At 39.8% G+C, this 24769-nt stretch carries 16 protein-coding genes; 13 read left to right on the forward strand and 3 right to left on the reverse strand.

The genetic code is table 11. The annotated features are described in order from the left end of the window. Nucleotides 1–8 precede the first annotated feature (8 nt). The 6 genes from ASG38_RS05805 to ASG38_RS05830 all read left to right on the forward strand — a co-directional run bounded on the left by ASG38_RS05805 (nucleotide 9) and on the right by ASG38_RS05830 (nucleotide 6804). On the forward strand, nucleotides 9–1550 hold the full coding sequence (locus ASG38_RS05805) for a hypothetical protein (protein WP_056068059.1): 1542 nt from the start codon (nucleotides 9–11) through the stop codon (nucleotides 1548–1550). A gap of 19 nt (nucleotides 1551–1569) precedes the next feature. Further along, nucleotides 1570–2730 carry a cytochrome c oxidase subunit II gene (locus tag ASG38_RS05810; protein WP_056068062.1) on the forward strand — a complete coding sequence of 387 codons (1161 nt, stop codon included), beginning with the start codon at nucleotides 1570–1572 and terminating at the stop codon, nucleotides 2728–2730. 40 nt (nucleotides 2731–2770) lie between these two features. Beyond that, nucleotides 2771–4576: a cbb3-type cytochrome c oxidase subunit I gene (locus tag ASG38_RS05815; RefSeq protein ID WP_056068063.1), complete on the forward strand. Its 1806-nt coding sequence runs from the start codon at nucleotides 2771–2773 to the stop codon at nucleotides 4574–4576. Nucleotides 4577–4709: 133 nt separating this feature from the next. Beyond that, nucleotides 4710–5162, forward strand: coding sequence for a carboxymuconolactone decarboxylase family protein (locus ASG38_RS05820; RefSeq protein WP_056068460.1), 453 nt, complete (start codon nucleotides 4710–4712; stop codon nucleotides 5160–5162). A 53-nt stretch (nucleotides 5163–5215) separates the two neighbouring features. Next, entirely contained in the window at nucleotides 5216–5563 is a 348-nt protein-coding gene (locus ASG38_RS05825) for a YciI family protein (RefSeq protein WP_056068462.1), read from the forward strand. A gap of 8 nt (nucleotides 5564–5571) precedes the next feature. Continuing rightward, nucleotides 5572–6804 carry an RNA polymerase sigma factor gene (locus tag ASG38_RS05830; RefSeq protein ID WP_056068065.1) on the forward strand — a complete coding sequence of 411 codons (1233 nt, stop codon included), beginning with the start codon at nucleotides 5572–5574 and terminating at the stop codon, nucleotides 6802–6804. Here the strand turns inward: ASG38_RS05830 and ASG38_RS05835 are convergent. Beyond that, nucleotides 6801–8228 (reverse strand): APC family permease, encoded by a 1428-nt coding sequence (locus tag ASG38_RS05835; RefSeq protein WP_056068068.1) that lies wholly within the window; start codon nucleotides 8226–8228, stop codon nucleotides 6801–6803. The two genes, ASG38_RS05830 and ASG38_RS05835, sit on opposite strands and share 4 nt — an antisense overlap. A gap of 117 nt (nucleotides 8229–8345) precedes the next feature. Here ASG38_RS05835 and ASG38_RS05840 point away from each other — a divergent pair, with 117 nt between their 5' ends. The 4 genes from ASG38_RS05840 (at nucleotide 8346) to queG (ending at nucleotide 11173) form a co-directional block, all read left to right on the forward strand. After that, on the forward strand, nucleotides 8346–8657 hold the full coding sequence (locus tag ASG38_RS05840) for a GNAT family N-acetyltransferase (RefSeq protein WP_056068070.1): 312 nt from the start codon (nucleotides 8346–8348) through the stop codon (nucleotides 8655–8657). A gap of 42 nt (nucleotides 8658–8699) precedes the next feature. Further along, the gene (gene ruvB, locus ASG38_RS05845; protein ID WP_056068071.1) at nucleotides 8700–9722 is read left to right on the forward strand and encodes a Holliday junction branch migration DNA helicase RuvB; all 1023 of its coding nucleotides are present in this window, start codon (nucleotides 8700–8702) and stop codon (nucleotides 9720–9722) included. A 99-nt stretch (nucleotides 9723–9821) separates the two neighbouring features. Further along, nucleotides 9822–10184, forward strand: a complete 363-nt coding sequence (locus ASG38_RS05850) for a four helix bundle protein (RefSeq protein ID WP_056068074.1) — start codon at nucleotides 9822–9824, stop codon at nucleotides 10182–10184. Nucleotides 10185–10249: 65 nt separating this feature from the next. Then, the gene (gene queG, locus ASG38_RS05855; protein ID WP_056068076.1) at nucleotides 10250–11173 is read left to right on the forward strand and encodes a tRNA epoxyqueuosine(34) reductase QueG; all 924 of its coding nucleotides are present in this window, start codon (nucleotides 10250–10252) and stop codon (nucleotides 11171–11173) included. Between the two features lie 659 nt (nucleotides 11174–11832). Here queG and ASG38_RS05860 read toward each other — a convergent pair. Beyond that, nucleotides 11833–13608 carry a DUF885 family protein gene (locus ASG38_RS05860; RefSeq protein WP_056068078.1) on the reverse strand — a complete coding sequence of 592 codons (1776 nt, stop codon included), beginning with the start codon at nucleotides 13606–13608 and terminating at the stop codon, nucleotides 11833–11835. A 189-nt stretch (nucleotides 13609–13797) separates the two neighbouring features. Next, the gene (locus ASG38_RS05865) at nucleotides 13798–14364 is read right to left on the reverse strand and encodes a hypothetical protein (protein WP_056068080.1); all 567 of its coding nucleotides are present in this window, start codon (nucleotides 14362–14364) and stop codon (nucleotides 13798–13800) included. Between the two features lie 221 nt (nucleotides 14365–14585). On the opposite strand from ASG38_RS05865, the gene ASG38_RS05870 reads away from it, so the two are divergent. From ASG38_RS05870 to sprA, 3 genes are all read left to right on the forward strand, one after another. Next, entirely contained in the window at nucleotides 14586–16883 is a 2298-nt protein-coding gene (locus ASG38_RS05870; RefSeq protein ID WP_056068082.1) for an NADP-dependent malic enzyme, read from the forward strand. A gap of 78 nt (nucleotides 16884–16961) precedes the next feature. Next, nucleotides 16962–17543 carry a Holliday junction branch migration protein RuvA gene (ruvA, locus tag ASG38_RS05875; RefSeq protein WP_056068084.1) on the forward strand — a complete coding sequence of 194 codons (582 nt, stop codon included), beginning with the start codon at nucleotides 16962–16964 and terminating at the stop codon, nucleotides 17541–17543. 3 nt (nucleotides 17544–17546) lie between these two features. Beyond that, entirely contained in the window at nucleotides 17547–24767 is a 7221-nt protein-coding gene (gene sprA, locus ASG38_RS05880; RefSeq protein WP_082482164.1) for a cell surface protein SprA, read from the forward strand. Nucleotides 24768–24769 lie beyond the last annotated feature (2 nt).

A 24769-nucleotide genomic window follows, 5' to 3' on the forward strand; every position in this document is an offset into this window, starting at 1 on the left:
TAATAGATATGTACACATTTTCAAGCAAATTAAAAACCTTTTCTATTATCCTTATGGTTGTAGGTATCCTTGGGGTAGGATATAGTTTTTTAACTGCACCAAAAAATACAGCTGAAGTAGAGGAAATCCTTAAGAAAGAAGCAGAAGAGCACGGCGGACATGGTGGACATCATGAAGCAGTGGCTGGCCATGACAAGCACGAAGCTCATGGAACTGCTACAGAAGCTCATGAGACAGTAGCAGCCGCAGAAGCTAAACCTGAAGCTTCAATGGCAGATTCAGTTCATGTAGATACAATTTCAGTTACTAAAGATACAGCTCACGCAGTTGCAGCAACAGAAGAACACCATGATGATCATGCTGCTGTTGCGGCTCACGATCATGACAAAGCAGAAGGCGGTCATGATGATGCTCATGCAGCAGAACACGCAAAACACGTAGAGCACGTTTTCCACCAATTAAAAAACAAGCCTTGGGCAGCAGTTTATGTAGCAGCATTGTTTTTCATGTTGATTTCATTAGGTGCATTAGCATTCTACGCAATCCAACAAGTAGCTCAGGCAGGATGGTCTCCGGTTTTATTTAGAGTAATGCAGGGAATCACGGCTTATTTGCCTTGGGGTTCTATTATTGTATTTGTTCTTTTGGCACTTGGAGCTTTCCACGTACACCATTTGTTTGTATGGATGGATGCAGATTTATTAGATCCTGCAAATCCTAAATATGACAAACTGATTGCAAACAAATCAGGCTACCTGAACGAATATTTCTGGTTAATCAGAGCAGCAGTTTTCATCATCGGATGGAACCTATACAGATATTTCTCAAGAAAGAACTGTTTGGCTCAGGATCAGGCAAGCGACAACGCTTTCTACAAAAAGAACTTCAAAATATCAGCAGGATTCCTGGTATTCTTTATCGTAACAGAATCTATCATGTCCTGGGACTGGATTATGTCTGTTGACCCTCACTGGTTCAGTACATTGTTCGGATGGTACGTTTTCGCAAGTTTCTTCGTAAGCGGTATTACAGTAATCGCTATGGTTACATTGTACCTGAAATCAAGAGGATACTTGGAATATGTAAACACAAGCCATATCCACGATTTAGCTAAATTCATGTTTGGTATCAGTGTATTCTGGACTTACTTATGGTTCTCACAATTTATGTTGATCTGGTATGCGAATATTCCTGAAGAAGTAACTTACTTCATTACAAGAATTGAGCAATACAACCTGCCTTTCTTTGGAATGGTTGCCATGAACTTCCTTTTCCCGGTATTGATTTTGATTAATACAGACTTCAAACGTTTGACCTGGATTGTTGTTATGGCTGGAGTTGTTATCCTGGCAGGTCACTACATTGATTTTTATAATATGATTATGCCGGCTACTGTAGGTGACCGTTGGTTCATTGGTGCAGGTGAAATTGGAGCGATATTCTTCTTCCTTGGGTTATTTATCTTCGTAGTCTTTACAGCGCTATCTAAATCTCCTCTATTGGCTAAGAGAAATCCATTTATTGAGGAAAGTAAACATTTTCATTATTAATATTTAAAGAAAAAAACAGATGACAAGTTTGTTGGTAATTATAGTTTTAGTTTTATTAGCTGTTGCGATTTGGCAATTAACTAAAATTTTCGATTTGACTCAAATTGGCGGTCTAAGTGATAACTCACAAGTTGCCAATGACAGAGACAATAATATTAATGGATATATGATGTTTGCCTTTCTGGGTTTCATATATGTTACGACAATTTATTGCATAATTAAATTTGGTCACTTCCCATTAATGAGCAACTCTGCTTCTGAACACGGGCAGGATGTAGATAACCTGATGTGGATTTCGATGATTTTGATTTTCACTGTTCAATTCATTACTCAGGCTCTTTTGCACTACTTCGCATTCAAATACAGAGGTAAGCAGGGAAAAAAGGCATTATACTTTGCAGATAATGATAAACTAGAGTTCATATGGACTATTATTCCGGTAATCGTATTGGCTGGTTTAATCTTATACGGATTGTATGCATGGACAAACATTATGTTTGTTGACGAAGATGAAGATGTTATCGTAGTTGAACTATATGCAAAACAATTCTCATGGGAAGCCAGATATGCAGGTGAAGACAACGTGCTTGGAAAAGCAAACGTAAGATATATTGAGGGAGTTAACACTTTAGGTGTTGATGTGTCTGACCCTAATGCTCAGGATGACAAAGTAGTAACAGAGTTACACTTGCCAAAAGGTAAAAAAGTATTGTTCAAGATGCGTTCTCAGGACGTATTGCACTCTGCTTACATGCCACACTTTAGAGCTCAGATGAACTGTGTTCCTGGTATGGTTACTCAGTTTGCATTTGTTCCTACTAAGACTACGGCTGAAATGCGTCAGCATCCGGATATTGTTGAAAAAGTAGCACACATCAACGAGCTAAGAGCTAAGAAGAGCGTTGAATTAGTGAAAAAAGGGGAGCAGGGATTAGATCCTTACAATTTTGATTTCCTATTGCTATGTAACAAAATTTGCGGACCTTCTCACTACAACATGCAAATGAAGATTGTTGTAGAAAGTGAAGCTGATTTCAAAAAATGGTTAAGCGACAAGCCAACATTGGTTTCTGCAGTTAAAGCTGAAAAAGAGCCTAAAGCAGAAGAAGGTGCAGCAGCACCGGCAGATACGACAAAAGCTCCAGTAGCAGATACAACTAAAGTTGTAGCAGCCAATTAATAATTAGTATATCTTTTAAATAAAATTTAAATTATAATATATGTCAGCAGTAGGTCACGATATCGATCACGGACACGATCACGAACACGAACACCACCATAAAGATACCTTCATTACGAAGTATATCTTTAGTATCGATCACAAGATGATTGCCAAGCAGTATTTGATTACTGGTATCATCATGGGTATTATTGGTGTGGGAATGTCAATGCTTTTCAGAATGCAATTGGCCTGGCCAGAAGAATCTTTTGGCGTGTTCAAATTTTTCCTTGGAGAGAAATTCGCTCCGGGAGGAGTAATGCGAAACGATGCTTACCTTGCTTTGGTTACAATTCACGGAACAATCATGGTATTCTTCGTTTTGACTGCCGGATTGAGCGGTACGTTTAGTAACCTCTTGATTCCATTGCAGATTGGTGCGCGTGATATGGCTTCCGGATTTATGAACATGATTTCATACTGGTTGTTCTTCCTTTCAAGTTTGATTATGGTGATTTCACTTTTCGTTGAATCAGGACCAGCATCTGCAGGTTGGACAATTTATCCTCCTCTTTCTGCATTGCCTCAGGCAATTCCAGGTTCAGGTACAGGTATGACATTATGGTTGGTATCTATGGCTATTTTCATCGCTTCTTCTTTGATGGGATCGTTGAACTATGTAGTAACTGTGATCAACTTAAGAACTAAAGGGATGTCAATGACAAGATTGCCACTTACAATCTGGGCTTTCTTTATTACTGCTATCATTGGTATCGTATCTTTCCCGGTTCTTTTATCAGCTGCATTATTATTGATTTTCGATAGAAGCTTTGGTACTTCATTCTTCCTTTCTGATATCTATATCGCTGGAGAAGTACTGCACTACCAGGGAGGTTCTCCGGTATTGTTCGAGCACTTATTCTGGTTCTTAGGACACCCAGAAGTATATATCGTATTATTACCGGCTCTTGGTATTACATCTGAAATTATTGCAACAAACTCTCGTAAGCCAATCTTTGGTTACAGAGCGATGATTGCTTCTATATTAGCGATTGCATTCCTTTCAACTATCGTTTGGGGTCACCACATGTTCATCTCGGGTATGAACCCGTTCCTTGGATCGGTGTTTACCTTCACGACATTGTTGATTGCAATTCCTTCTGCTGTAAAAGCATTTAACTACATCACGACCTTGTGGAAAGGTAATCTGCAGATGAACCCTGCGATGCTTTTCTCAATCGGATTGGTTTCTACGTTCATTACTGGTGGTTTGACAGGTATCATCCTTGGAGATAGTACTTTGGATATCAACGTTCACGATACGTATTTCGTGGTAGCACACTTCCACTTGGTAATGGGTATCTCTGCACTTTACGGAATGTTTGCCGGAATCTACCACTGGTTCCCAAGAATGTTCGGTAGAATGCTAAACAAAAACCTAGGTTATATTCACTTCTGGGTAACTGCTATCTGTGCTTACGGAGTATTCTTCCCAATGCACTTTATTGGTATGGCAGGTCTTCCAAGACGTTACTATACAAACACAGCTTTCCCGTTATTTGATGACTTGCAAAATGTAAACGTATTGATTACTGTATTTGCTTTAGTTGGAGGAGCTTTCCAGTTGGTATTCCTTTGGAACTTCTTCGTAAGTATCTTCTACGGAAAGAAAGCAGTTCAAAACCCATGGAGATCCAATACTTTGGAATGGACAGCTCCGGTAGAACACATCCACGGAAACTGGCCTGGAGAACTTCCAGAAGTTCACAGATGGCCATACGATTACAGCAAGCCTGGCTTTGATGATGATTTCGTTCCGCAAACAGTGCCAATGAAAGAAGGCGAAGAAGAACTTCACCATTCATAAATTATAAAAAAAATAAAAAAATCCGTTTCAAGAAATTGAAACGGATTTTTTTTTGAAAAAAAAATAGGTTTTTTGTCCAATTTCAAAATCCCGATTGTCATTACAGTATATAACAATTAAAACTTCAAATAAAATGGAACAAAGAATCAACATTCATGTAAAAGGACAGGAAGCCATGAAAACACTTTTCGGGATTGGTGCCTACCTGAAAAAATCACCAGTAGAATTGGCACTTTTAGAATTGGTTTATTTTCGTGTATCTCAAATTAACGGTTGCGCCTATTGCCTGGATATGCATTCAAAAGATGCCCGTGCCAAAGGCGAAACAGAACAGCGTTTGTATGGTTTGAGTGCCTGGAGAGAAGCACCTTACTACACCCAAAGAGAAAGAGCTGCATTTGCATGGGCAGAGGCACTGACTAAATGTGAAGTGACAGATGCGGTCTATGCAGAAACAGCATTACAATTTTCAGAACAGGAATTAATTGATCTGACTTTGGCAATTACGACCATCAATACTTGGAACCGAATCAACATTGCTTTTCCTCATGCAATCGGAACCTACAAAGTTGGCCAGTTTGGCTGATTTTTAAATTGGAAACTTTCACTACATTTAATAATTTCAAAAAACAGTATAACATGAACGAGTTCGTATTAATAATCCGCAGAGATATGATCAGTAAGGATGCAACACCATCACCGGAACAAATGCAGGCAGCAATCAAACCATTCCAGGATTGGATTGGCGGTATAGCGGCCCAAAACAAATTAGTTGCGCCACCCAAAAGATGGGATTCAGACGGTAGGGTTGTAAAAGAGGATAATGTCGTGACAAACGGACCTTATGCCGAGATAAAAGAATCGGTAGGAGGTTTGTTCTTAATCAGGGCAGAGAATTATGAGGAAGCCGTTGAAATTGCCAAAGGATGTCCTATTTTAAAATGGGGTGCCAGTGTTGAAGTGAGAATGGCTGTTCCAACTGAGTAGTTTAAAAGATGGAAGACAGCCAACTGTTGCACAATTTATTCAGGACAGAGTATCGGAAACTGGTTTCGGTACTCTGTTACCTGTTTGGCATTAAACACATAGAAATTGCAGAAGATATTGTTAGCGATACATTTCTTGCTGCTACAGAAACATGGAGTTTAAAAGGCATACCGGATAATCCAACGGCATGGCTGTATACTGTCGCCAAAAATAAAACCAAAAACCATCTTAAACGCGATGTCTTTTTTGAGCAGAAATTATCTCCCGAGTTTAAATATGCTGCCCAGAAATCGGAAGAAATAGTAATAGACTTATCTGCCAAAAATATTGCAGATAGCCAGTTAGCCATGATTTTCACGGTCTGTGACCCGTGTATTTCGACAGAATCGCAGGTGGCTTTGGCTTTGAATCTGCTTTGTGGTTTTGGAATTCAGGAAATTGCTGATGCTTTTTTGACGAACAAAGAAGTCATTTACAAAAGAATCAACCGTGCCAAGGAAAAGCTGAAAGCAGAAAACATAAAAATACAACAGCCTACGATAGTAGAAATCAATAACAGGCTGGAACCGGTTCTCACAACCTTATACCTGTTGTTTTCGGAAGGATATTATTCTTCTTCACAAAATACCATCTTGCGAAAAGATCTTTGTGCCGAAGCCATGCGGCTGGTGCATCTGCTAATGGAGAACAAAGCGACCAATAAGCCATCCGTAAATGCGCTATTTTCCCTAATGAGCTTCCATTCGTCACGATTTGATGCCAGAACCAATGAAAAGGGCGAAATCGTCTTATATGACGACCAGGACGAAACAAAATGGAACCAGGAATTAATTATCCAGGGAACCTATTTCTTAAACCAGGCGTCAACAGGAGACACAATAACGAGGTACCATCTTGAAGCCGGAATTGCCTATTGGCATACGCAGAAAGAAGACACCGACGAAAAGTGGGACAATATTCTTCAACTTTACAACAGCCTGCTCATATTAGAGTATTCACCAATTGCAGCACTCAACCGTACTTTTGCATTAGCTAAAGTTCATGGTAAAGAAAAGGCAATTCAGGAAGCAGAAAAGCTAAATTTAAAAGATAACCATTTTTACTTTTCACTGTTAGGACATCTGTATACTGATTTTGACAACCAAACAGCGTTGGCACATTTTAATACTGCTTTCAAATTGGCAAAATTGGAAACAGACAGAAAGACCATTACAGAAAATATTAAAAAACTTGTTTATTAGGATTGACTCTCCTCAGATTTGGGCTTTGTAAAATAATAAACAGGAATTCCTGCCAGCATAATGGCAACACCCCAGCCACACGTTTCAAGCCTTGTAATCAAAAGCGAAATACACAAGGCAGAAGCAGTAATGATATAAAGTATTGGTAGTACAGGATAGCCAAAAGCTTTATAAGGGCGTTCAGCATCAGGCATTTTTTTTCGAAGTATAAATATGCCGTAAATTGTCAGTATGTAGAAAATAATAACGATAATCATCACGTAGTCAAGCAAGGCTCCGTATTTTCCGGTAAGGCATAAAACCGAAGTCCAGATGCATTGCGCCCATAAAGCCCAGGCAGGAACACTGGCTGTATTCAGTGCGGCAGCTTTTTTGAAAAACAATCCGTCTTTTGCCATTGTGTAATACACTCTTGCTCCGGCCATAATCAGCCCATTGTTGCATGCAAAAGTGGAAATCATAATCATAATGGCAATAATCAAAGTACCAATATTACCGAAAATATAGTTGGATGCCACTACAGCCACCCGGTCGGATTTGGCAAGAGCAATTTCTTCAAATGGCACAACAGCCAGATACATCAGGTTAGCAAGGATATAAAGAACGGTCACGATAAAAGTCCCCAAAAACAAACTCAAACCCACATTGCGTTTTGGATTTTTCATTTCTCCCGCAATAAAAGTCACGCCATTCCAGGCATCGCTGGAAAATAACGAACCCACCATAGCGGCTGAAATTCCGGTTATCAATGCCGTACCGCTAATAGGCAACCATGATTTGGTATCGGCATTATAGGATTTTGTATTCCAGGCATCTGCCCAATTGGCATTCCAGATATCTGCTTTTGCAGCCATAAACAATCCAAAAACCACAAGACCCAAAAGTGAAAGTATTTTAATGATAGTCAAAACAGTCTGAAGCGTTTTGCTGTTTTTAACACCACGGCTGTTGATATAAGTCAGCAGTATAATAGTAATGATAGAAACAATCTGTGCCGCATTTAATTTAAAAGAACCAATTGTAAATAAAATATTTTCATCGCTCAAAGGCTCATACAAATAAGCCGCGAATTTTGAAAAGGCAACACCAACCGCTGCAATCGTGCCGGTTTGTATAACGGCAAAAAAGCTCCAACCATATAAAAAAGCAATCAGTTTATTGTAAGCTTCCTTAAGATAAACATATTGTCCGCCTGCTTTCGGGAACATCGAACTGAGCTCTCCATAACTCACTGCGGCAATAACGGTTATCAATCCGGAAATGACCCAGATTAGCGTCAGCCATCCGGCAGAACCGACCTGTCTGGCAATATCGGCACTCACAATAAAAATTCCGGAACCAATCATGGAACCCACAACGAGCATCGTTCCATCCAATAATCCTAATTCCCGCTTTAAATGATTGTCTTCTTGTTGGTCTTTCATATAATTTTTTAAGGTTGTTTGTTAATTTGTGTTAAAGATATTAAAAAAACCTTATTTTGACTGGTGTCCATTTTTTCTGTACCTTTCCTCATTCCCTAACTTTAAATTTTTTTTGCTATGAGCGATAAATATGCTGACATTCCATTGGTTCAAAATCAGGACAAGAGAAGATTCGAAATGGAAGTTGAAAATCATATAGCCTTTATTGAATACATCATCAACAAAGACAACATCATGTATCTTACACATACCGAAGTGCCAAAAGCTTTGGAAGGTAAAGGCGTAGGAGGAAGCATGGTTGAGAAAGCCCTGAATTTCGTTAAGGATAACGGATATACTTTAGCGCCACTTTGCCCGTTTGTTGCGGCCTATCTGAAAAGGCATCCGGAATGGCAATCTATTTTGGCCAAAGGCTATAATGTAGGGTAATTAGCCCGGACAGGAAATCAACATTTTCTCTATCTTTGCCAGATGAATGCAAATCTAGATCCAACAAGCAACAATTACAATTCAGAAGAACTTGATTTTGAAAAAAGATTAAGGCCTTTGTCCTTTGATGATTTCACAGGGCAAGATCAGGTATTGGAGAATCTGAAAGTATTTGTCCAGGCAGCTAATCTTAGGAATGAAGCATTAGACCATACGTTGTTTCACGGACCTCCGGGTCTGGGAAAGACGACGCTTGCCAATATTTTGGCAAACGAATTGGGTGCCGGTATCAAGATTACGTCTGGTCCTGTTTTGGATAAACCCGGAGATTTGGCAGGACTGCTCACCAATCTTGAAGAACGCGATGTGCTTTTTATTGATGAAATCCACCGTTTGAGTCCTATTGTGGAAGAATATTTATATTCTGCAATGGAAGATTTCAAAATTGACATCATGATAGAATCAGGTCCAAACGCCAGAACTGTCCAATTAAATCTCAATCCGTTTACGCTTGTTGGGGCTACCACGCGATCCGGATTACTGACAGCACCTATGCGCGCCCGTTTCGGAATCCAGAGTCGCTTGCAATATTATACAACAGAACTTCTGACTTCAATAGTTGAACGTAGCTCGGCAATCTTAAAAATGCCAATTACAATGGAAGCAGCGATCGAAATTGCCGGAAGAAGCCGTGGAACTCCCAGAATTGCCAACGCATTATTACGAAGAGTACGTGATTTTGCCCAAATCAAAGGAAATGGGAAGATTGACATAGAAATTGCAAAGTTTTCATTGAAAGCCCTGCATGTTGATGCCCATGGATTGGACGAAATGGACAACAAAATCCTGACAACAATTATTGATAAGTTTAAAGGAGGGCCGGTAGGATTATCGACCTTGGCAACAGCAGTTTCAGAAAGCGGCGAAACGATTGAAGAAGTCTACGAGCCGTTCTTGATTCAGGAAGGTTTTATTATTAGAACACCTAGAGGAAGAGAAGTTACTGAAAAAGCCTATAAACATTTAGGGAAAATCAGGACAAATATCCAGGGAGGACTTTTTTAAATTTAAGATTTCTGACTTCTGAAATTTAGGATTTAAGATTTTTGATTTGTGTTGTGGGGTTGAAGAGAATAAGATATAAGCCATTTAAAATAATTATGCATGACCTCGGAAGAATTAAAAGCAAGAACAAAAAAGTTCTCGTTAATGGTAATTGATGTGGTAGAAAAACTGCCAAATACAATTTCAGGAAGGGCAATTGCCAATCAGATAGTTAGAAGTGGTACTTCGGTAGGAGCAAATTACAGGGCTGTTTGTAGGGCAAGAAGTGACAGGGAATTTATTTCCAAAATGTCAATTGTCATTGAAGAAGCTGATGAAACGTTATTTTGGATAGAAATTCTTCAAGAGAAAAAATGGATTGATTACACACAACTAAACCAAATCTGGAAAGAAGGAAACGAACTAACAGCAATCTTTGTCAGCACAGTCAAATCAATGAAATCACGCCTAAACAAATCTTAAGTCTAAAAAGTGTAAAGTCACAAGTCTAAAGTATAAAGTCACAAGTCTAAAATCATAAATCCCAAATCATAAATCAAAAATCCAAATACACGCAATTTATAAAATCCGAAGCCCAGCGCCTCGGATTTATTTCTTGTGGCATATCTAAAGCAGGATTTTTGGAAGAAGAAGCTCCAAGATTGGAAGCATGGCTAAAGAATAATGCCCACGGACAAATGGGCTATATGGAAAACCATTTTGACAAAAGATTAGACCCCACGCTTTTGGTTGACGATTCAAAAAGCGTCATTTCGTTATTGTTGAATTATTATCCGGAACAAACCCAGGTAGAAGACAGCTATAAGATTTCAAAATATGCCTACGGACAGGACTATCATTTTGTCATAAAGGAAAAACTAAAGGAATTCCTTTTTTCGATTCAGGAAAATATCGGCGAAGTTTCGGGACGGGCGTTTGTAGACTCGGCTCCGGTTTTGGATAAAGCCTGGGCGGCCAAAAGCGGCTTAGGCTGGATTGGCAAAAACAGTAACCTTTTGAGCAAACAGGTAGGCTCTTTTTTCTTTATTGCGGAACTGATTGTAGATTTGGAACTGGAATATGATACCGCTGTAACAGACCATTGTGGCTCCTGTACAAAATGCATCGATGCCTGTCCTACAGGTGCGATTATTGCTCCCTATGTAGTTGACGGAAGTAAATGCATATCCTATTTCACTATAGAATTAAAAGACAACATTCCTCAGGAAATGAAAGGCAAATTTGATGATTGGGCCTTTGGGTGTGACGTATGTCAGGATGTGTGTCCGTGGAACCGATTCTCCAAACCTCATAACGAACCCCTATTCAACCCGAATCCGGAATTGCTTTCCATGACCAAAAAAGACTGGGAAGAAATCACAGAAGAAACATTTCGGGCCGTTTTTAAAAACTCTGCTGTTAAACGTGCCAAATATGATGGCTTGAAACGGAATATTGATTTTTTAAAATAGATGAAAAATTAGAAAAAGTATTTCGGGGTTATATTTTTATTTTGCGACTCTGCATAAAAATAGGCTGCTCGCAAAGGCGCTGAGCCGCAAAGTTTATGGAGGAATTTATTAGAGTTGTATTCATTATATGGTATAGACTTCCCAAATCCGCGTAATTAATCCGTGATAATCCGCGTCTAAAATAAAAAACAATTGAAGGAAAGCCTGTCAAAAATCAGATTTTTTATTTGCGACTCCAGATTGAAAAAAGCTGCTCGCAAAGACGCTGAGCCGCAAAGTTTATGGAGGAATTTATTAGAGTTGCATTCATTATGTGGTATAGACTTCCCAAATCCGCGTAATTAATCCGTGATAATCCGCGCTTAAAATAAAAAAAGAATTGAATGGAAACCTTTTAAAATCAGATTTTTTATTTGCGACTCCAGATTGAAAAAAGCCGCTCGCAAAGACGCTGAGCCGCAAAGTTTATGAAGGAAATCATTAGAGTCACATTCATTATGTGGTATAGACTTCCCAAATCCGCGTAATTAATCCGTGATAATCCGCGTCTAAAAATAAAAAAAACAAGCCTTTCAAAACAGATTCCTTTATATGGTCTAAACTTTCCAATAGACAAAACTTTAAATAAAAAAGCCTCACTAATGAGGCTTTTATTATTGTTATTTCTTGCTTTGAATCCAATTATTAATCTTGTCTTCCAGTATTTTTAAAGGCAAACAACCTGATTCCAGAACCTGATTGTGGAATTCCTTTATTGAGAATTTGGCTCCCAATTCCTTTTCAGCTTTAGTACGAAGCTCGCGTATTTTCAATTGCCCTATTTTATAAGACAAAGCCTGTCCCGGAATAGCCATATAACGTTCGATTTCGGCAACAATACTTTCAGCCGGTTCGGCTTCATTTTCCATAGAATATTGAATAGCCTGTTCGCGGGTCCAGCCTTTGGTATGCAATCCGGTATCTACTACAAGACGGATGGCGCGGTGCATTTCAGCACTCAACATTCCAAAATATTGATACGGGTCTTGATAAAGTCCTAATTCTTTTCCTAAGGATTCGGTATACAGTGCCCAGCCTTCACCATAAGCATTAAACCATATCGTTTTTCTAAATTCCGGAAGGCTGGTGTTTTCCTGCTGCAATGAAATTTGATAATGATGTCCCGGTATTGCTTCATGTAGGAACAAATCTTCATCAGCATAGAAGTTGTATTTCTTAACGTCTGGAATTGGCACGTAGAAAATACCCGGTCTCGTTCCGTCAACCGAACCCGGATTGTATTCCGCACTGGCTGATTTTTCCCTAAAAGCTTCGGTTCTTTTCACAACAAAAGGCGTTTTAGGTTTTAAATCAAAAAGCTTATCCAGATTTGGCTTCATCTTTTCATGAATCGCATTGAAGTTGTCGATGACCTGTTGTGGTTCAGTAAATGGCATCAGCTCTTTTTTGTCACGAACATAATTAAAGAAATCCTTCAGGTTTCCTTTGAATCCCACCTGGTTTTTGACTTTTTCCATTTCGGCAGAAATACGCGCCACTTCATTCAGACCTAACTTATGGATTTCATCTGCCGTAAGATCAGTAGTCGTATAACGTTTAATAAGATGCTTGTAATAAGCGTCACCTTGCGGAATAGCATTAATGCCACTTGTAGTCCTGCTTTTTGCCAGATAGTCTGTACTCACATAATTGTATAAGTTTTTAAGAGACGGTACTAATTTTTCAGCAATCAGTTTTGTATAGTTGTCTGTAATCGTTTTCTTTTCATCCTCTGTAAATGTTTTTGGAAAAGCATTTAGCGGAGCATAAAATATATGGGTCTTGTCTTCTTTGGCCAAATCTTTTAATTGCGGAATTACTTTTAAGGTCAGTGCTTTTGGCAGCACATATCCTTTTGAAACGCCTTCTTTCATCTTGGCTTCAGCAGTAATAACCCAATCGTTAAAACCATTTAGTCTTTCCAGCCAGTTGTTATAGTCTTCTACAGTTTTGAATGGCTGTGCGCTTGAACCGCTGGCATATTGACCTATCATCAAAGGCATTCCTTCAAACTGGTTGATAGGCATCAGGTCTTTTCTGAATGTGAGAGCTTCCAGATTTGCATCGCATTCCCAAGCCAGTATTGCTTTACTTAGCTTGTCATTTTCAGACAAAGTAGAATCGTCAAATTTTGCGAGTTCCTCTTTATATTTTGTAAAAAACGCTTTTATTTTAGCGATATAGTCATCACTAAGGTCATTCGGAAGCAGGTTGTTATAGCGATTGTCGCCTGCACTGGTCGCTTCCAGAGGGAAAAGTTTCAGCCTTTCCTGATAGTAGTTTTCTAATATTGTTTTCAGTTTTTCATCCTCTTTTTTAGAAGTCTCTCCCTTTTCTTTTTGGCAAGATTGGAGACTGGCAGTAACGATGCATAACAATAAAAGCAGTTTTCTCATAGTAGTAGGGAATTTGTGAAATGACAGAGATTGTATACGGATGTGCTTTTTTCTCTCTGAATACTTTACACAATGTTAAAAAATATTACTCATAATTCCTACATAAGATATTTTTATCTCGGATTGGTACAGAACTTTTCATAATAAGAAAAAGCAGGCCGTTTGAATTCAAACGGCCTGCCTGTTTGTTTAGTTATGTATTGGGCCTGATGGAGTGCCAGAACATACTTTTTTGCGATAGGTAATGCTTAGTTCCATACGATAGGGTCCGTAAGCTGTGACCATATATCCTCTCACCCTTTGGTATCCGGTGATGATAAAATCAGAGGTAGGTCTCGCGTTTATTGCTTGTTGGTTGATTCCATTTAGGTAGGCATTTAATGTGGCTGCATCATCACAATTATAAGGGCTGAAATCTACATCGATTGTTCGCAATTCAGTGGCTCCTAAGCCGCAGTTCAAAGGAGGCTCTTCGGTTTTGCAATTGTTTAGCATGCCTACCATTGTAAATTGATTCTGGCTGCTGTTTCCCATTCCTGAAACGAAAATACACCCGTTATTTGTGACATCGTCTGGACAGACAGACTTGAGTGAAACGTCCTTAGCGGGTTGGGCTTCCTGGAAACTTCTTGCTGCCTTTGTTGTTTCGTCGGGTTGAACGGCTTCATCATTGCTACATGATGCAAAAAAGACAAAACCTGCAAATAATGCAGCCGTAAAAAAATGTCCTGTTTTAAAATTTTTAAAATTTTTCATAAGTTAAATTGGTTTGTTTGCCTACTCTTGGAAAGGATTTTCAGCTTCCTCCTTTTGAATGTTCTTCGGTAGATACAAAGAGGAGGATTTTTGTTACCTTAAATTTCCATGAAATTTTTAGTAACGAACAGCAACAATAAACTTTATAAAAGAATAGCATTAAAAGTTTCTCAGTTCCATTCAGACTTTTACCTTTGTAAGTCCGAATAAAATATACAAAAATGAACAAGTACAGTAAAAGAAGAGAAGCGCTGTTATATCATGCGAAACCATCGCCTGGGAAAATCGAAGTCGTTCCAACCAAGGCCTATGCAACACAGAGAGATCTGTCGTTAGCCTATTCGCCGGGTGTAGCCGAGCCTTGTCTTGAAATTGCGAAGGATGTAAATAATGTTTATAAATATACAGCAAAAGGAAACCTGGTAGCCGTAATCTCAAACGGAACTGCCGTTTTAGGATTGGGAGATATTGGTCCGGAAGCATCAAAACCGGTAATGGAAGGGAAAGCTTTATTGTTTAAAATCTTTGCCGATATTGATGTCTTTGATATTGAAGTAGATACTAAAGACGTCGAAAAGTTTATTGAGACGGTAAAAAATATAGCTCCAACTTTTGGGGGAATCAACCTGGAGGATATCAAAGCTCCGGAATCATTCGAGATAGAAAGAAGGTTGGTTGAAGAGTTGAATATTCCTGTAATGCATGATGACCAGCACGGAACTGCAATTATTTCATCAGCCGCCTTGCTTAATGCTTTGGAATTGGCCGGAAAGAAAATCGAAGACGTAAAAGTGGTGGTTTCCGGTGCCGGTTCTGCGGCTTTGGCTTGCGCTAATCTATACGTATTGCTTGGAATCAATCCTGAAAATGTTATCATGTTTGATAGAAAAGGTTCCCTTTCTAAAAACAGAACAGATATATCTGACATGCAGAGGAAATATGCCAATGGAGAAAAAAGCATAACGCTGGAAGAAGCATTGGTTGGTGCCGATATTTTCCTTGGGCTTTCTTCCGGAAATGTAATGTCGGCAGAAATGCTGATGCAAATGGCAGAAAACCCGATAGTTTTTGCGATGGCGAATCCAATCCCGGAAATTGACTATCACCTTGCCATTGCAACCCGTAAGGACATTATTATGGCTACCGGCCGTTCAGATTTTCCTAACCAGGTAAACAACGTATTGGGCTTCCCGTATATTTTTAGAGGAGCAATTGATGTCAGGGCGTCAAAAATCAATGAAGAAATGAAGATGGCTGCCGTAAAAGCACTGGCTTTATTGGCAAAAGAAACCGTTCCGGAGCAGGTAAATATTGCGTATGGAGAAACCAAACTGGTATTTGGAAGAGATTATATCATCCCGAAACCATTTGACCCGAGATTGATTTCCGTAGTGGCTCCTGCAGTTGCCAAGGCAGCGATGGATTCCGGAGTTGCGGCAAATCCAATTCAGGATTGGGATAAATACAGAGAAGAATTGATGGAACGTCTTGGTTCCGATAATAAAATGGTTCGTTTGTTGGCCAACCGCGCCAAAACTGACCCGAAACGTGTGGTTTTTGCAGAAGCAGACCATTTAGACGTATTAAAAGCAGCGCAGATTGTTCTGGAAGAAAAAATCGGAATCCCGATTCTTCTTGGAAATCGCGAAATCATCCAGGAACTGAAAGAAGAATTAGGCTTTGATGCAGATGTTCTTATCATCGACCCGAAAACGCCTGAAGAAGATGAAAGAAGATTGCGTTATGCCAATTCATTCTGGGAAGCCAGAAGAAGAAAAGGAACCAGTTTGCTGGATGCTCAGAAATGGATGCGCGAAAGAAATTATTTCGCTGCGATGATGGTGAATGAAGGTGAAGCAGATGCTTTGGTTTCGGGCTATTCCAGAAGTTATCCGTCTGTTGTAAAACCAATGATGCAGCTTATTGACAAAGCACCGGGTGTTTCTAAGATTGCGACAACCAATATGATGATGACAAAGAGAGGCCCGATTTTTCTATCGGATACCGCAATAAATCCAAATCCGACTGCTGATGAGCTGGCAAAAATCGCATTGATGACAGCCAAAACTGTACGTATGTTTGGAATGGAACCGGTCATTGCCATGGTGTCTTTCTCAAACTTTGGTTCCTCTAATGATGAAGGAGCAAGAAAAGTTGCCGAAGCCGTTGCCTATCTTCACAAATACTATCCGGATTTGGTTGTTGATGGAGAAATCCAGGCCGATTTTGCTTTGAATTCTGAAATGTTGCAGCAAAAATTCCCATTCTCTAAACTGGCAGGCAAAAAAGTAAATACGCTTATCTTCCCTAATCTGGAATCGGCTAACATCAATTATAAGATGCTGAAAGAATTGGATAAGTCGGTTTCAATCGGACCAATCATGATGGGAATGGACAAGCCTGTTCACATCTTCCAATTGGGCGCAAGTGTAGAAGAAATGGTAAATATGGCCGCTGTTGCAGTTGTTGATGCACAAGAAAAAGAAAAAAAGCAAAAATCCATAAAAGTCAATTTTTAACGTATTTTTTTGTTGATGAACAATTAGATGAGGCTCAATAAAAGTTTTTCGTTACATTTGGGATTTATTTAACAATTCATGATAGCGCATTTACAAGGAAAATTAGTGGAAAAAAACCCTACAGAAGTTGTGATTGACTGCAACGGAGTAGGGTATCATATTAATATTTCACTTCATACTTATTCTTTGATTCCTGACTCGGAAAACATTAAACTTTTTACTTATCTCCAGATTAAGGAAGATGCACATGTACTGTTTGGATTTGCCGAAAAATCTGAAAGAGAAATCTTTAAATTGCTTTTGTCTGTTTCCGGTATCGGAGCAGGTATTGCACGGACTATGCTGTCTTCGCTGGAACCAAAGCAAATCATCCAGTCAATAGCTTCGGGCGATGTGGCAACCATCCAATCCATTAAAGGAATTGGCAGTAAAACAGCGCAAAGGGCTATATTGGATTTAAAAGATAAAGTGTTAAAAGTGTATGATTTAGACGAAGTTTCTATTTCGCAGGACAATACAAACAAAGACGAAGCGTTATCTGCTTTGGAAGTTCTTGGATTTAACAGAAAATTGGCGGAAAAAACTGTAGAAAGAATTGTTAAGGAAAATCCAAATGCAAGCATTGAAAACATTATTAAACTAGCCTTAAAAACCTTATAATACTTGAAAACTAACTATACTAAAGGCATTGCCTGTAACTTGAAAATTAGCTTTTGGCTGATTTCGATTTTTTTTAGTGTAACGATACAAGCACAAGAAGACGAGGAAGTTCAGGATACTACCAAAACAGGGTATTCCGTTGGAAGAGTAGAATTGAAAAATCCCCCTAGTATTATAGAGGCATATACCTATGACCCCATAACAGATCGTTATATTTATACGAATACCGTAAATGGTTTTAATATAAATTATCCCGTAGTTCTTACACCGCAAGAATATGAGGAATTGGTGCTTAGGGAATCAATGCGAAAGTATTTTAAGGAAAAATCAGATGCGATAGAAGGTAAAAAAGATGGTAGTGATGCCAAGAAAAAAGACCTTTTGCCGCGATATTATGTCAATTCCAGTTTCTTTGAAACCATTTTTGGTAGTAATACCATCGACATCAAACCAACAGGTTCTGTCGAAATGGATTTGGGAATCCGACATACAAAACAAGACAACCCTGCGTTATCGCCAAGAAACAGAAGTACAACCACTTTTGATTTTGACCAGAGAATCAGTATGAGCCTTATGGGGAAAGTTGGAACGAGGCTGAATGTCAATGCTAACTATGACACCGAGTCTACCTTTGCTTTCCAAAACCTGATAAAGTTGGAATATACGCCTACGGAAGATGATATCATTCAGAAGATTGAAGTCGGAAACGTAAGCTTACCGTTAAACAGTACGCTGATTCGTGGTGCGCAAAGCCTTTTTGGGGTTAAGGCGCAATTCCAGTTTGGAAAAACAACCATTACGGGAATCTTCTCAGAGCAGAAATCCCAAACCAAAACAGTTACGGCCCAGGGCGGAGGAACGGTGCAGGAATTTGAATTGTTTGCATTGGATTATGATGCAGACAGGCATTTCTTCCTTTCACAGTACTTCAGAAACCAATACGACAGGTCGCTTCGAAACTATCCGTTGATTGATAGCCGTGTTCAGATTACCAGAATAGAGGTTTGGGTAACCAATCGCCAGAACAGGGTCAGCACAACAGACAATAACCTAAGAAATATTATTGCAATTCAGGATTTGGGAGAAGCACAACTCACGGGTCAGGATGATAATGAAGTAGTATCGGCGAACCCTATTCCCGGAGGCTTCTTTACGGCTCCGGCCAATACACCTTCAAAAAACTCAAACAACCGATATGATCCTGCCAAAATAGGAACAACCGGTGTACTGAATCCGTCAATTCGTGAAATTGCAACGGCAAGCTCCGGGTTTACAGGCATTACGGTAAGTGAAGGAACGGACTACTCTAAATTGGAAAATGCCAGAAAATTATCATGGCCAAGCGACTATTCCTACCATCCGCAGTTGGGATATATTTCCTTGACACAGCGTCTTACCAATGACGAGGTATTAGCAGTTGCCTATCAATATACCATAGGTGACCAGGTGTATCAGGTGGGGGAATTTGGAACTGATGGAGTCGATGCAACACAAGTAAGCAACGGTATTCCAACTACCCAAAGCTTAATCCTGAAAATGCTGAAAAGTAACCTGACCAACGTCAATAAGCCGGTTTGGAACCTGATGATGAAAAACGTTTATGCTTTGCCTGGAGCCTATCAATTGGAGCAGGAAGATTTCAAGCTGAACATCATGTACACGGATCCGTCGCCATTAAACTATATCACACCGGCTGCACCTTCGGCTTCCAACCCATTACCGCCAGATGTGGAACAAACACCTTTATTGCGTGTTTTCAATATGGACAGGCTGAATTATACCAATGACCCGCAGCCTAACGGTGACGGTTTCTTCGATTTTATACCGGGATTAACGGTAGATAAACAAAACGGAAGAATCATCTTTACAACCGTAGAACCTTTCGGAGAACACCTTTTCAACAAATTAAGAACAAGCCCGACTCAGGACTATGATGCTCCGGCTGCAGGTAACTATAACGGAAACCAGAACAAATACGTTTACAGAACGATGTATCGCAGCACACAAGCGGCGGCACTTCAGGACAGTGATAAAAACAAGTTCCAGTTAAAAGGAAAATTCAAGTCAACAAGCGGAGACGGAATTGCAATTGGTGCATTTAACGTTCCTCAAGGTTCGGTTACGGTAACTGCCGGCGGACGAGTTTTGGTAGAAGGTGTTGATTATACCGTCAATTACCAGTTAGGAAGAGTTAATATTATGGATGCTTCCTTACAGGCTTCCGGAACACCAATCGAAATCTCGTTGGAAAACAACTCGGTTTTCGGACAACAAACGCGAAGATTTTTTGGGGTTAACGTTGAACATAAATTTAATGATAAGTTTATCGTTGGAGCTACATTGTTAAAAATGAGCGAAAGGCCATTTACCCAAAAATCAAATTACGGACAGGAATCGGTAAATAATACTATCATAGGTTTGAATACCAACTTCTCAACAGAAGTTCCTTTCTTAACAAGGTTGGTAAACAAACTTCCTAATATTGATACTGACGTTCCTTCTAATATCTCTTTCAGGGGAGAAGTGGCTTACTTAAAGCCGGATACCCCAAAAGCAGATAGATTCCAGGGTGAATCTACGGTTTATGTAGACGACTTTGAAGGCTCACAGACCACTATCGATATGCGTTCTCCGTTTGCCTGGAGCCTTTCCAGCGTACCGGAAAAACCAACGGTAAGTGATTATAATGACTTTGGAGGTTCTTTGACTACATTGAATTATGGTTACAAGCGAGCAAAACTAGCCTGGTATTCTATTGATCCTACTTTCTATGTGCAAAGGCCGGGCGGTGTTTCTGAAGACGACCTGAAGCTTTACAGTACAAGAAGAATCTATAGCAGAGAATTATTCCCTGTTACAGATATTGCCGTAGGACAGCAAACAGTTATCAATACTTTAGATTTGACCTATTTCCCTCGTGAAAGAGGTCCGTATAACTTTAACCCGTTGGCACAGGCTACAAACAGCTTTACGCCGGAACAGGCGGTTGACAACTTTGGTGGTATCATGAGAGCTATCAACTCCACCAACTTTGAACAGTCAAACGTAGAATATATTCAGTTCTGGATGTTGGACCCGTATTATAATGACCAGAGAGGTTCTGCCAATGCAGCAAATACAGGAAAACTATATTTCAACCTTGGGGAAATTTCGGAAGATGTCCTGAAAGACGGAAGAAAACAATACGAAAACGGACTTCCGGGCGCAGGTTCAACACAGCCTACATTTACAACTATCTGGGGTAAAATTCCAATCTCGCAATCTTTGATTTATGCATTTGATACCAATGGAGGTAACAGGCAGTTTCAGGATGTGGGTCTTGATGGTCTGAATGATGCAGAAGAAGCCGCACAGTTCCCTGGCTTTGCTTCACAACCTGACCCTGCTGCAGATAACTACCAGTATTTCCTTAGCGCATCCGGAGATGTTATCCAACGTTATAAAAATTATAACGGTTTGCAAGGAAACTCTCCAGTTGATGTAGGTGATTCTAACAGAGGAGCAACAACTTTGCCGGATACAGAAGATATCAACAGAGATAATACAATGAACGAAATCAATGCTTATTATGAATATGGCATTGACATAAGACCAAACATGGTAGTTGGGTCAAACCCGTATATTACGGATATCAGAGAAACAATAGCAAGCATACCCGGACAGGAGACTACCGGAGCTCGTTGGATTCAATTCAAGATTCCGGTTTCACAACCGCAGAATACAGTTGGAAGTATTTCCGATTTCAGATCGATTCGTTTTATGAGAATGTTCGTAACGGGTTTCAACGATCAGATTACACTTCGTTTCGGAGCATTGGAATTAGTGCGTGGCGAATGGAGAAGATATGTGAAAAGTCTTGATCCGAACGAACAGGATGACGATATTAACAATGCAGATGATACGGCTTTGGATGTATTGGCAGTTAACGTTCAGGAAAACGGAGACCGTTCACCAATTAAGTATGTAACACCTCCGGGAGTTGTTAGAGAGCAATTGTACAACAGTAATACGATTATAAACCAAAACGAGCAGTCACTTTCTTTGAGAGTTACAAAAGCGAATCCGTCACTTCCGGGACTTGGAGGTCTGGAGCCTGGTGATTCAAGAGCAGTATTTAAGAACGTAAGCGTGGATATGCGTCAGTTCAAGAAACTGAAAATGTTCCTGCACGCAGAAGCATTGCCGGTACCTACAGACATACAGCCTTTGGCAGACGACCAAATGGTTGCATTCATCCGATTTGGTAATGACTTTACGCAAAACTTCTATCAGGTTGAGATTCCATTAAAAGTAACTCAACAAACAGCAGCCGTGACAGCAGAGCAGGTGTGGCCGGAAGCAAACCAGATAGACCTTGCACTGTCATTGCTGACCAAGCTGAAGATTTTAGCTATGGATCCTAACAATGCATTGCTGGTGGAAGATGCTTTGGGTGTAAAATATGTAGATGATTTCGTTTTAGATCCGTCATTGGCAGGAAGAATCAATCCGTTAAGATTGGGTATCAAAGGTAATCCGAACTTTGGTTTGGTAAGAACCCTGATGGTAGGTTTGAAAAACCGCCATACAGATGATATTCGTGGTGAGGTTTGGTTCAACGAACTTCGTCTTGCCGATATGGATAATAAAGGCGGAATGGCAGCCATTGCCAGCTTGGATAGTAACCTGGCCGATTTTGCAACGGTTTCCGCAACCGGAAGAATGAGTACGCAGGGCTTTGGTTCTTTAGAGCAGGGGCCAAATGAAAGAAGCCGTGAAGATATCAAGCAATATGACATCGTAACCAATGTCAACTTAGGAAAATTATTGCCTAAAAAATGGGGAGTTAACCTTCCGTTCAATTATGCTATTGGCGAAGAAAAAATTACTCCTGAATACGATCCGTTCAACCAGGATATCCGTTTGGACCAATTGTTAGACAATACGGCCGATGCTGCTGCAAGAAATAATATTGAAAGCAGGGCAGTAGACTATACGAAGAGAAAAAGTATCAACTTTATAGGAGTCAAAAAAGAAAGAGGTGCAGAACAGAAACCGCATTTCTATGACCCGGAAAACCTTACTTTGTCCTATTCGTTTAATGAAACAGAACACCATAATTATGAAATTGAAAGCTTGCTTGACCAGCAGGTAAAAGCTTCCGTGGATTATACTTTTGCGTTCCAGCCTAAAGCGGTAGAACCATTCAAAAACACGAAGTTTATGAAGAAAAGCCAGTATTGGAAACTGTTGAGTGATTTCAACTTCAACTACCTGCCATCTTCGATTTCTTTCAGTTCCAATATTATGAGGCAATACAACAGACAGGAATATCGTGACGTGGATATTCAGGGAATTGGATTGTCACCATTATACAGAAGAAATTATATGTTCAACTACCAGTACGGTTTCAACTATAATCTGACAAGAGCATTAAAAATAAATTATACGGCATCTACCAATAACATTGTAAGAAACTATCTGGATGAATTTGGTGTTCCAATGGAAGACTTTACGATTTGGGATGATTTCTGGAACATTGGAGAAGCAAACCAGCACATGCAGCAGCTTGTGGTTAACTACGACCTGCCATTGAACAAGATTCCGGCATTAGGATTTATTAAGTCAACCTATTCCTATACGGGAGACTACAGCTGGCAACGTGCAACAGATGCATTGGCATCTGTAACTACAGAAGATGGTACATTCAGTCTTGGAAATACAATTCAAAACAATGGTTCGCACCGATTAAATACATCATTGAACATGGATGTTCTTTATAAGTATATAGGATTGGGCAAAAAACCAAAAGTAGCGACAAGACCAACGACTCAGGCGCCACCAAAGCCGGGAGAAAAAATTACGAATGCCAACAAACCGCAAACTTCAGGAAGTAATGTATTCCTGGATGGGTTGGTAGGAGTTCTGACCAGTGTTAAAAACGTTCAGATTAATTATACCCAAAATGAAGGTACGGTCTTGCCGGGATTCATACCGGGTGTAGGTTTCCTTGGAACTACAAAACCGTCTTTAGGATTCGTTTTGGGAAGCCAGGCAGACATACGTTATGAAGCGGCAAAAAGAGGTTGGTTGACAAACTATCAGGATTTCAACCAGAACTTTACACAGACTTCTTCAAAAGTCTTGAATATGACTGCTAATGTGGATTTGTTCCCTGACTTTAAGATTGATTTGACGGCAGACCGTTCTTATACCGAAAACTTCTCAGAACAATTTGATGCGGCTGATGGAATTTACCATTCGCGTTCGCCATACAACTATGGTAACTTCTCGATTTCGACGGTAATGATTAAAACGGCATTTGGCAAAAGTGATGAAAATTCATCTGCAGCTTTTGATGATTTCAGAAGTAACAGATTGACCGTAGCAGATCGTTTGGCGACCAGCTACTACGGAACTACAGAATTCCCTAGAACTTCTGACGGTTTCCCTGTTGGATTCGGAAAAAACAGCCAGTCGGTATTATTGCCATCGTTCCTTGCCGCCTATACGGGAGCAGATGCAGGAGGAGTTAAATTAGGGCCTTTTAGAGATGTGCCAATTCCAAACTGGAATGTAAAATATAACGGTTTGATGCGCTATAAGTTCTTTAAAGACCGATTCAAACGTTTCTCATTACAGCACGGATATAGAGCGTCCTATACGATCAACTCATTCCGTTCTAATTTTGAATACGACCAAAACCGTGATGCGGTTGATGCAAGCGGTAACCTGTTAAGTAAGACAATTATCTCAAACGTTAACCTTGTAGAGCAATTCAATCCTTTGGTTAGAGTAGACTTTGAGATGAAAAATTCATTCAAGGTATTGGCTGAGGTTAAGAAAGACAGAACGCTATCGATGAGTTTTGACAACAACCTTCTTACAGAAGTAAGAGGAATGGAGTATATCGTAGGTTTGGGCTACCGATTCAAAGATGTTGTAATCACATCCAGATTGGCAGACAACCCAACAAACACTATCCGAAGCGATATCAACCTTAAAGCAGATTTTTCTTTGAGAAAGGCAAACACAATTGTGAGATATCTGGATTATGATAACAATCAGTTGGCAGGTGGTCAGAACATCTGGTCTGTAAAGTTGACGGCAGATTATGCATTCAGCAAAAACCTGACAGCAATATTCTATTACGATCATTCTTTCTCTAAAGCAGTGATCTCCACATCATTCCCATTGACGAATATCCGTACCGGTTTCACGCTGCGCTATAACTTTGGAAATTAATT

This window comes from Flavobacterium sp. Leaf359, from assembly GCF_001423985.1.
Taxonomy (GTDB): domain Bacteria; phylum Bacteroidota; class Bacteroidia; order Flavobacteriales; family Flavobacteriaceae; genus Flavobacterium; species Flavobacterium lindanitolerans.

Excerpts from the sequence above, each read along its gene's own strand:
- ASG38_RS05805 (WP_056068059.1), top strand. The coding sequence starts at position 9 with ATGTACACATTTTCAAGCAAATTAAAAACCTTTTCTATTATCCTTATG.
- ASG38_RS05810 (WP_056068062.1), top strand. The coding sequence starts at position 1,570 with ATGACAAGTTTGTTGGTAATTATAGTTTTAGTTTTATTAGCTGTTGCG.
- ASG38_RS05815 (WP_056068063.1), top strand. The coding sequence starts at position 2,771 with ATGTCAGCAGTAGGTCACGATATCGATCACGGACACGATCACGAACAC.
- ASG38_RS05820 (WP_056068460.1), top strand. The coding sequence starts at position 4,710 with ATGGAACAAAGAATCAACATTCATGTAAAAGGACAGGAAGCCATGAAA.
- ASG38_RS05825 (WP_056068462.1), top strand. The coding sequence starts at position 5,216 with ATGAACGAGTTCGTATTAATAATCCGCAGAGATATGATCAGTAAGGAT.
- ASG38_RS05830 (WP_056068065.1), top strand. The coding sequence starts at position 5,572 with ATGGAAGACAGCCAACTGTTGCACAATTTATTCAGGACAGAGTATCGG.
- ASG38_RS05835 (WP_056068068.1), bottom strand. The coding sequence starts at position 8,228 with ATGAAAGACCAACAAGAAGACAATCATTTAAAGCGGGAATTAGGATTA.
- ASG38_RS05840 (WP_056068070.1), top strand. The coding sequence starts at position 8,346 with ATGAGCGATAAATATGCTGACATTCCATTGGTTCAAAATCAGGACAAG.
- ruvB (WP_056068071.1), top strand. The coding sequence starts at position 8,700 with ATGAATGCAAATCTAGATCCAACAAGCAACAATTACAATTCAGAAGAA.
- ASG38_RS05850 (WP_056068074.1), top strand. The coding sequence starts at position 9,822 with ATGACCTCGGAAGAATTAAAAGCAAGAACAAAAAAGTTCTCGTTAATG.
- ASG38_RS05860 (WP_056068078.1), bottom strand. The coding sequence starts at position 13,608 with ATGAGAAAACTGCTTTTATTGTTATGCATCGTTACTGCCAGTCTCCAA.
- ASG38_RS05865 (WP_056068080.1), bottom strand. The coding sequence starts at position 14,364 with ATGAAAAATTTTAAAAATTTTAAAACAGGACATTTTTTTACGGCTGCA.
- ASG38_RS05870 (WP_056068082.1), top strand. The coding sequence starts at position 14,586 with ATGAACAAGTACAGTAAAAGAAGAGAAGCGCTGTTATATCATGCGAAA.
- ruvA (WP_056068084.1), top strand. The coding sequence starts at position 16,962 with ATGATAGCGCATTTACAAGGAAAATTAGTGGAAAAAAACCCTACAGAA.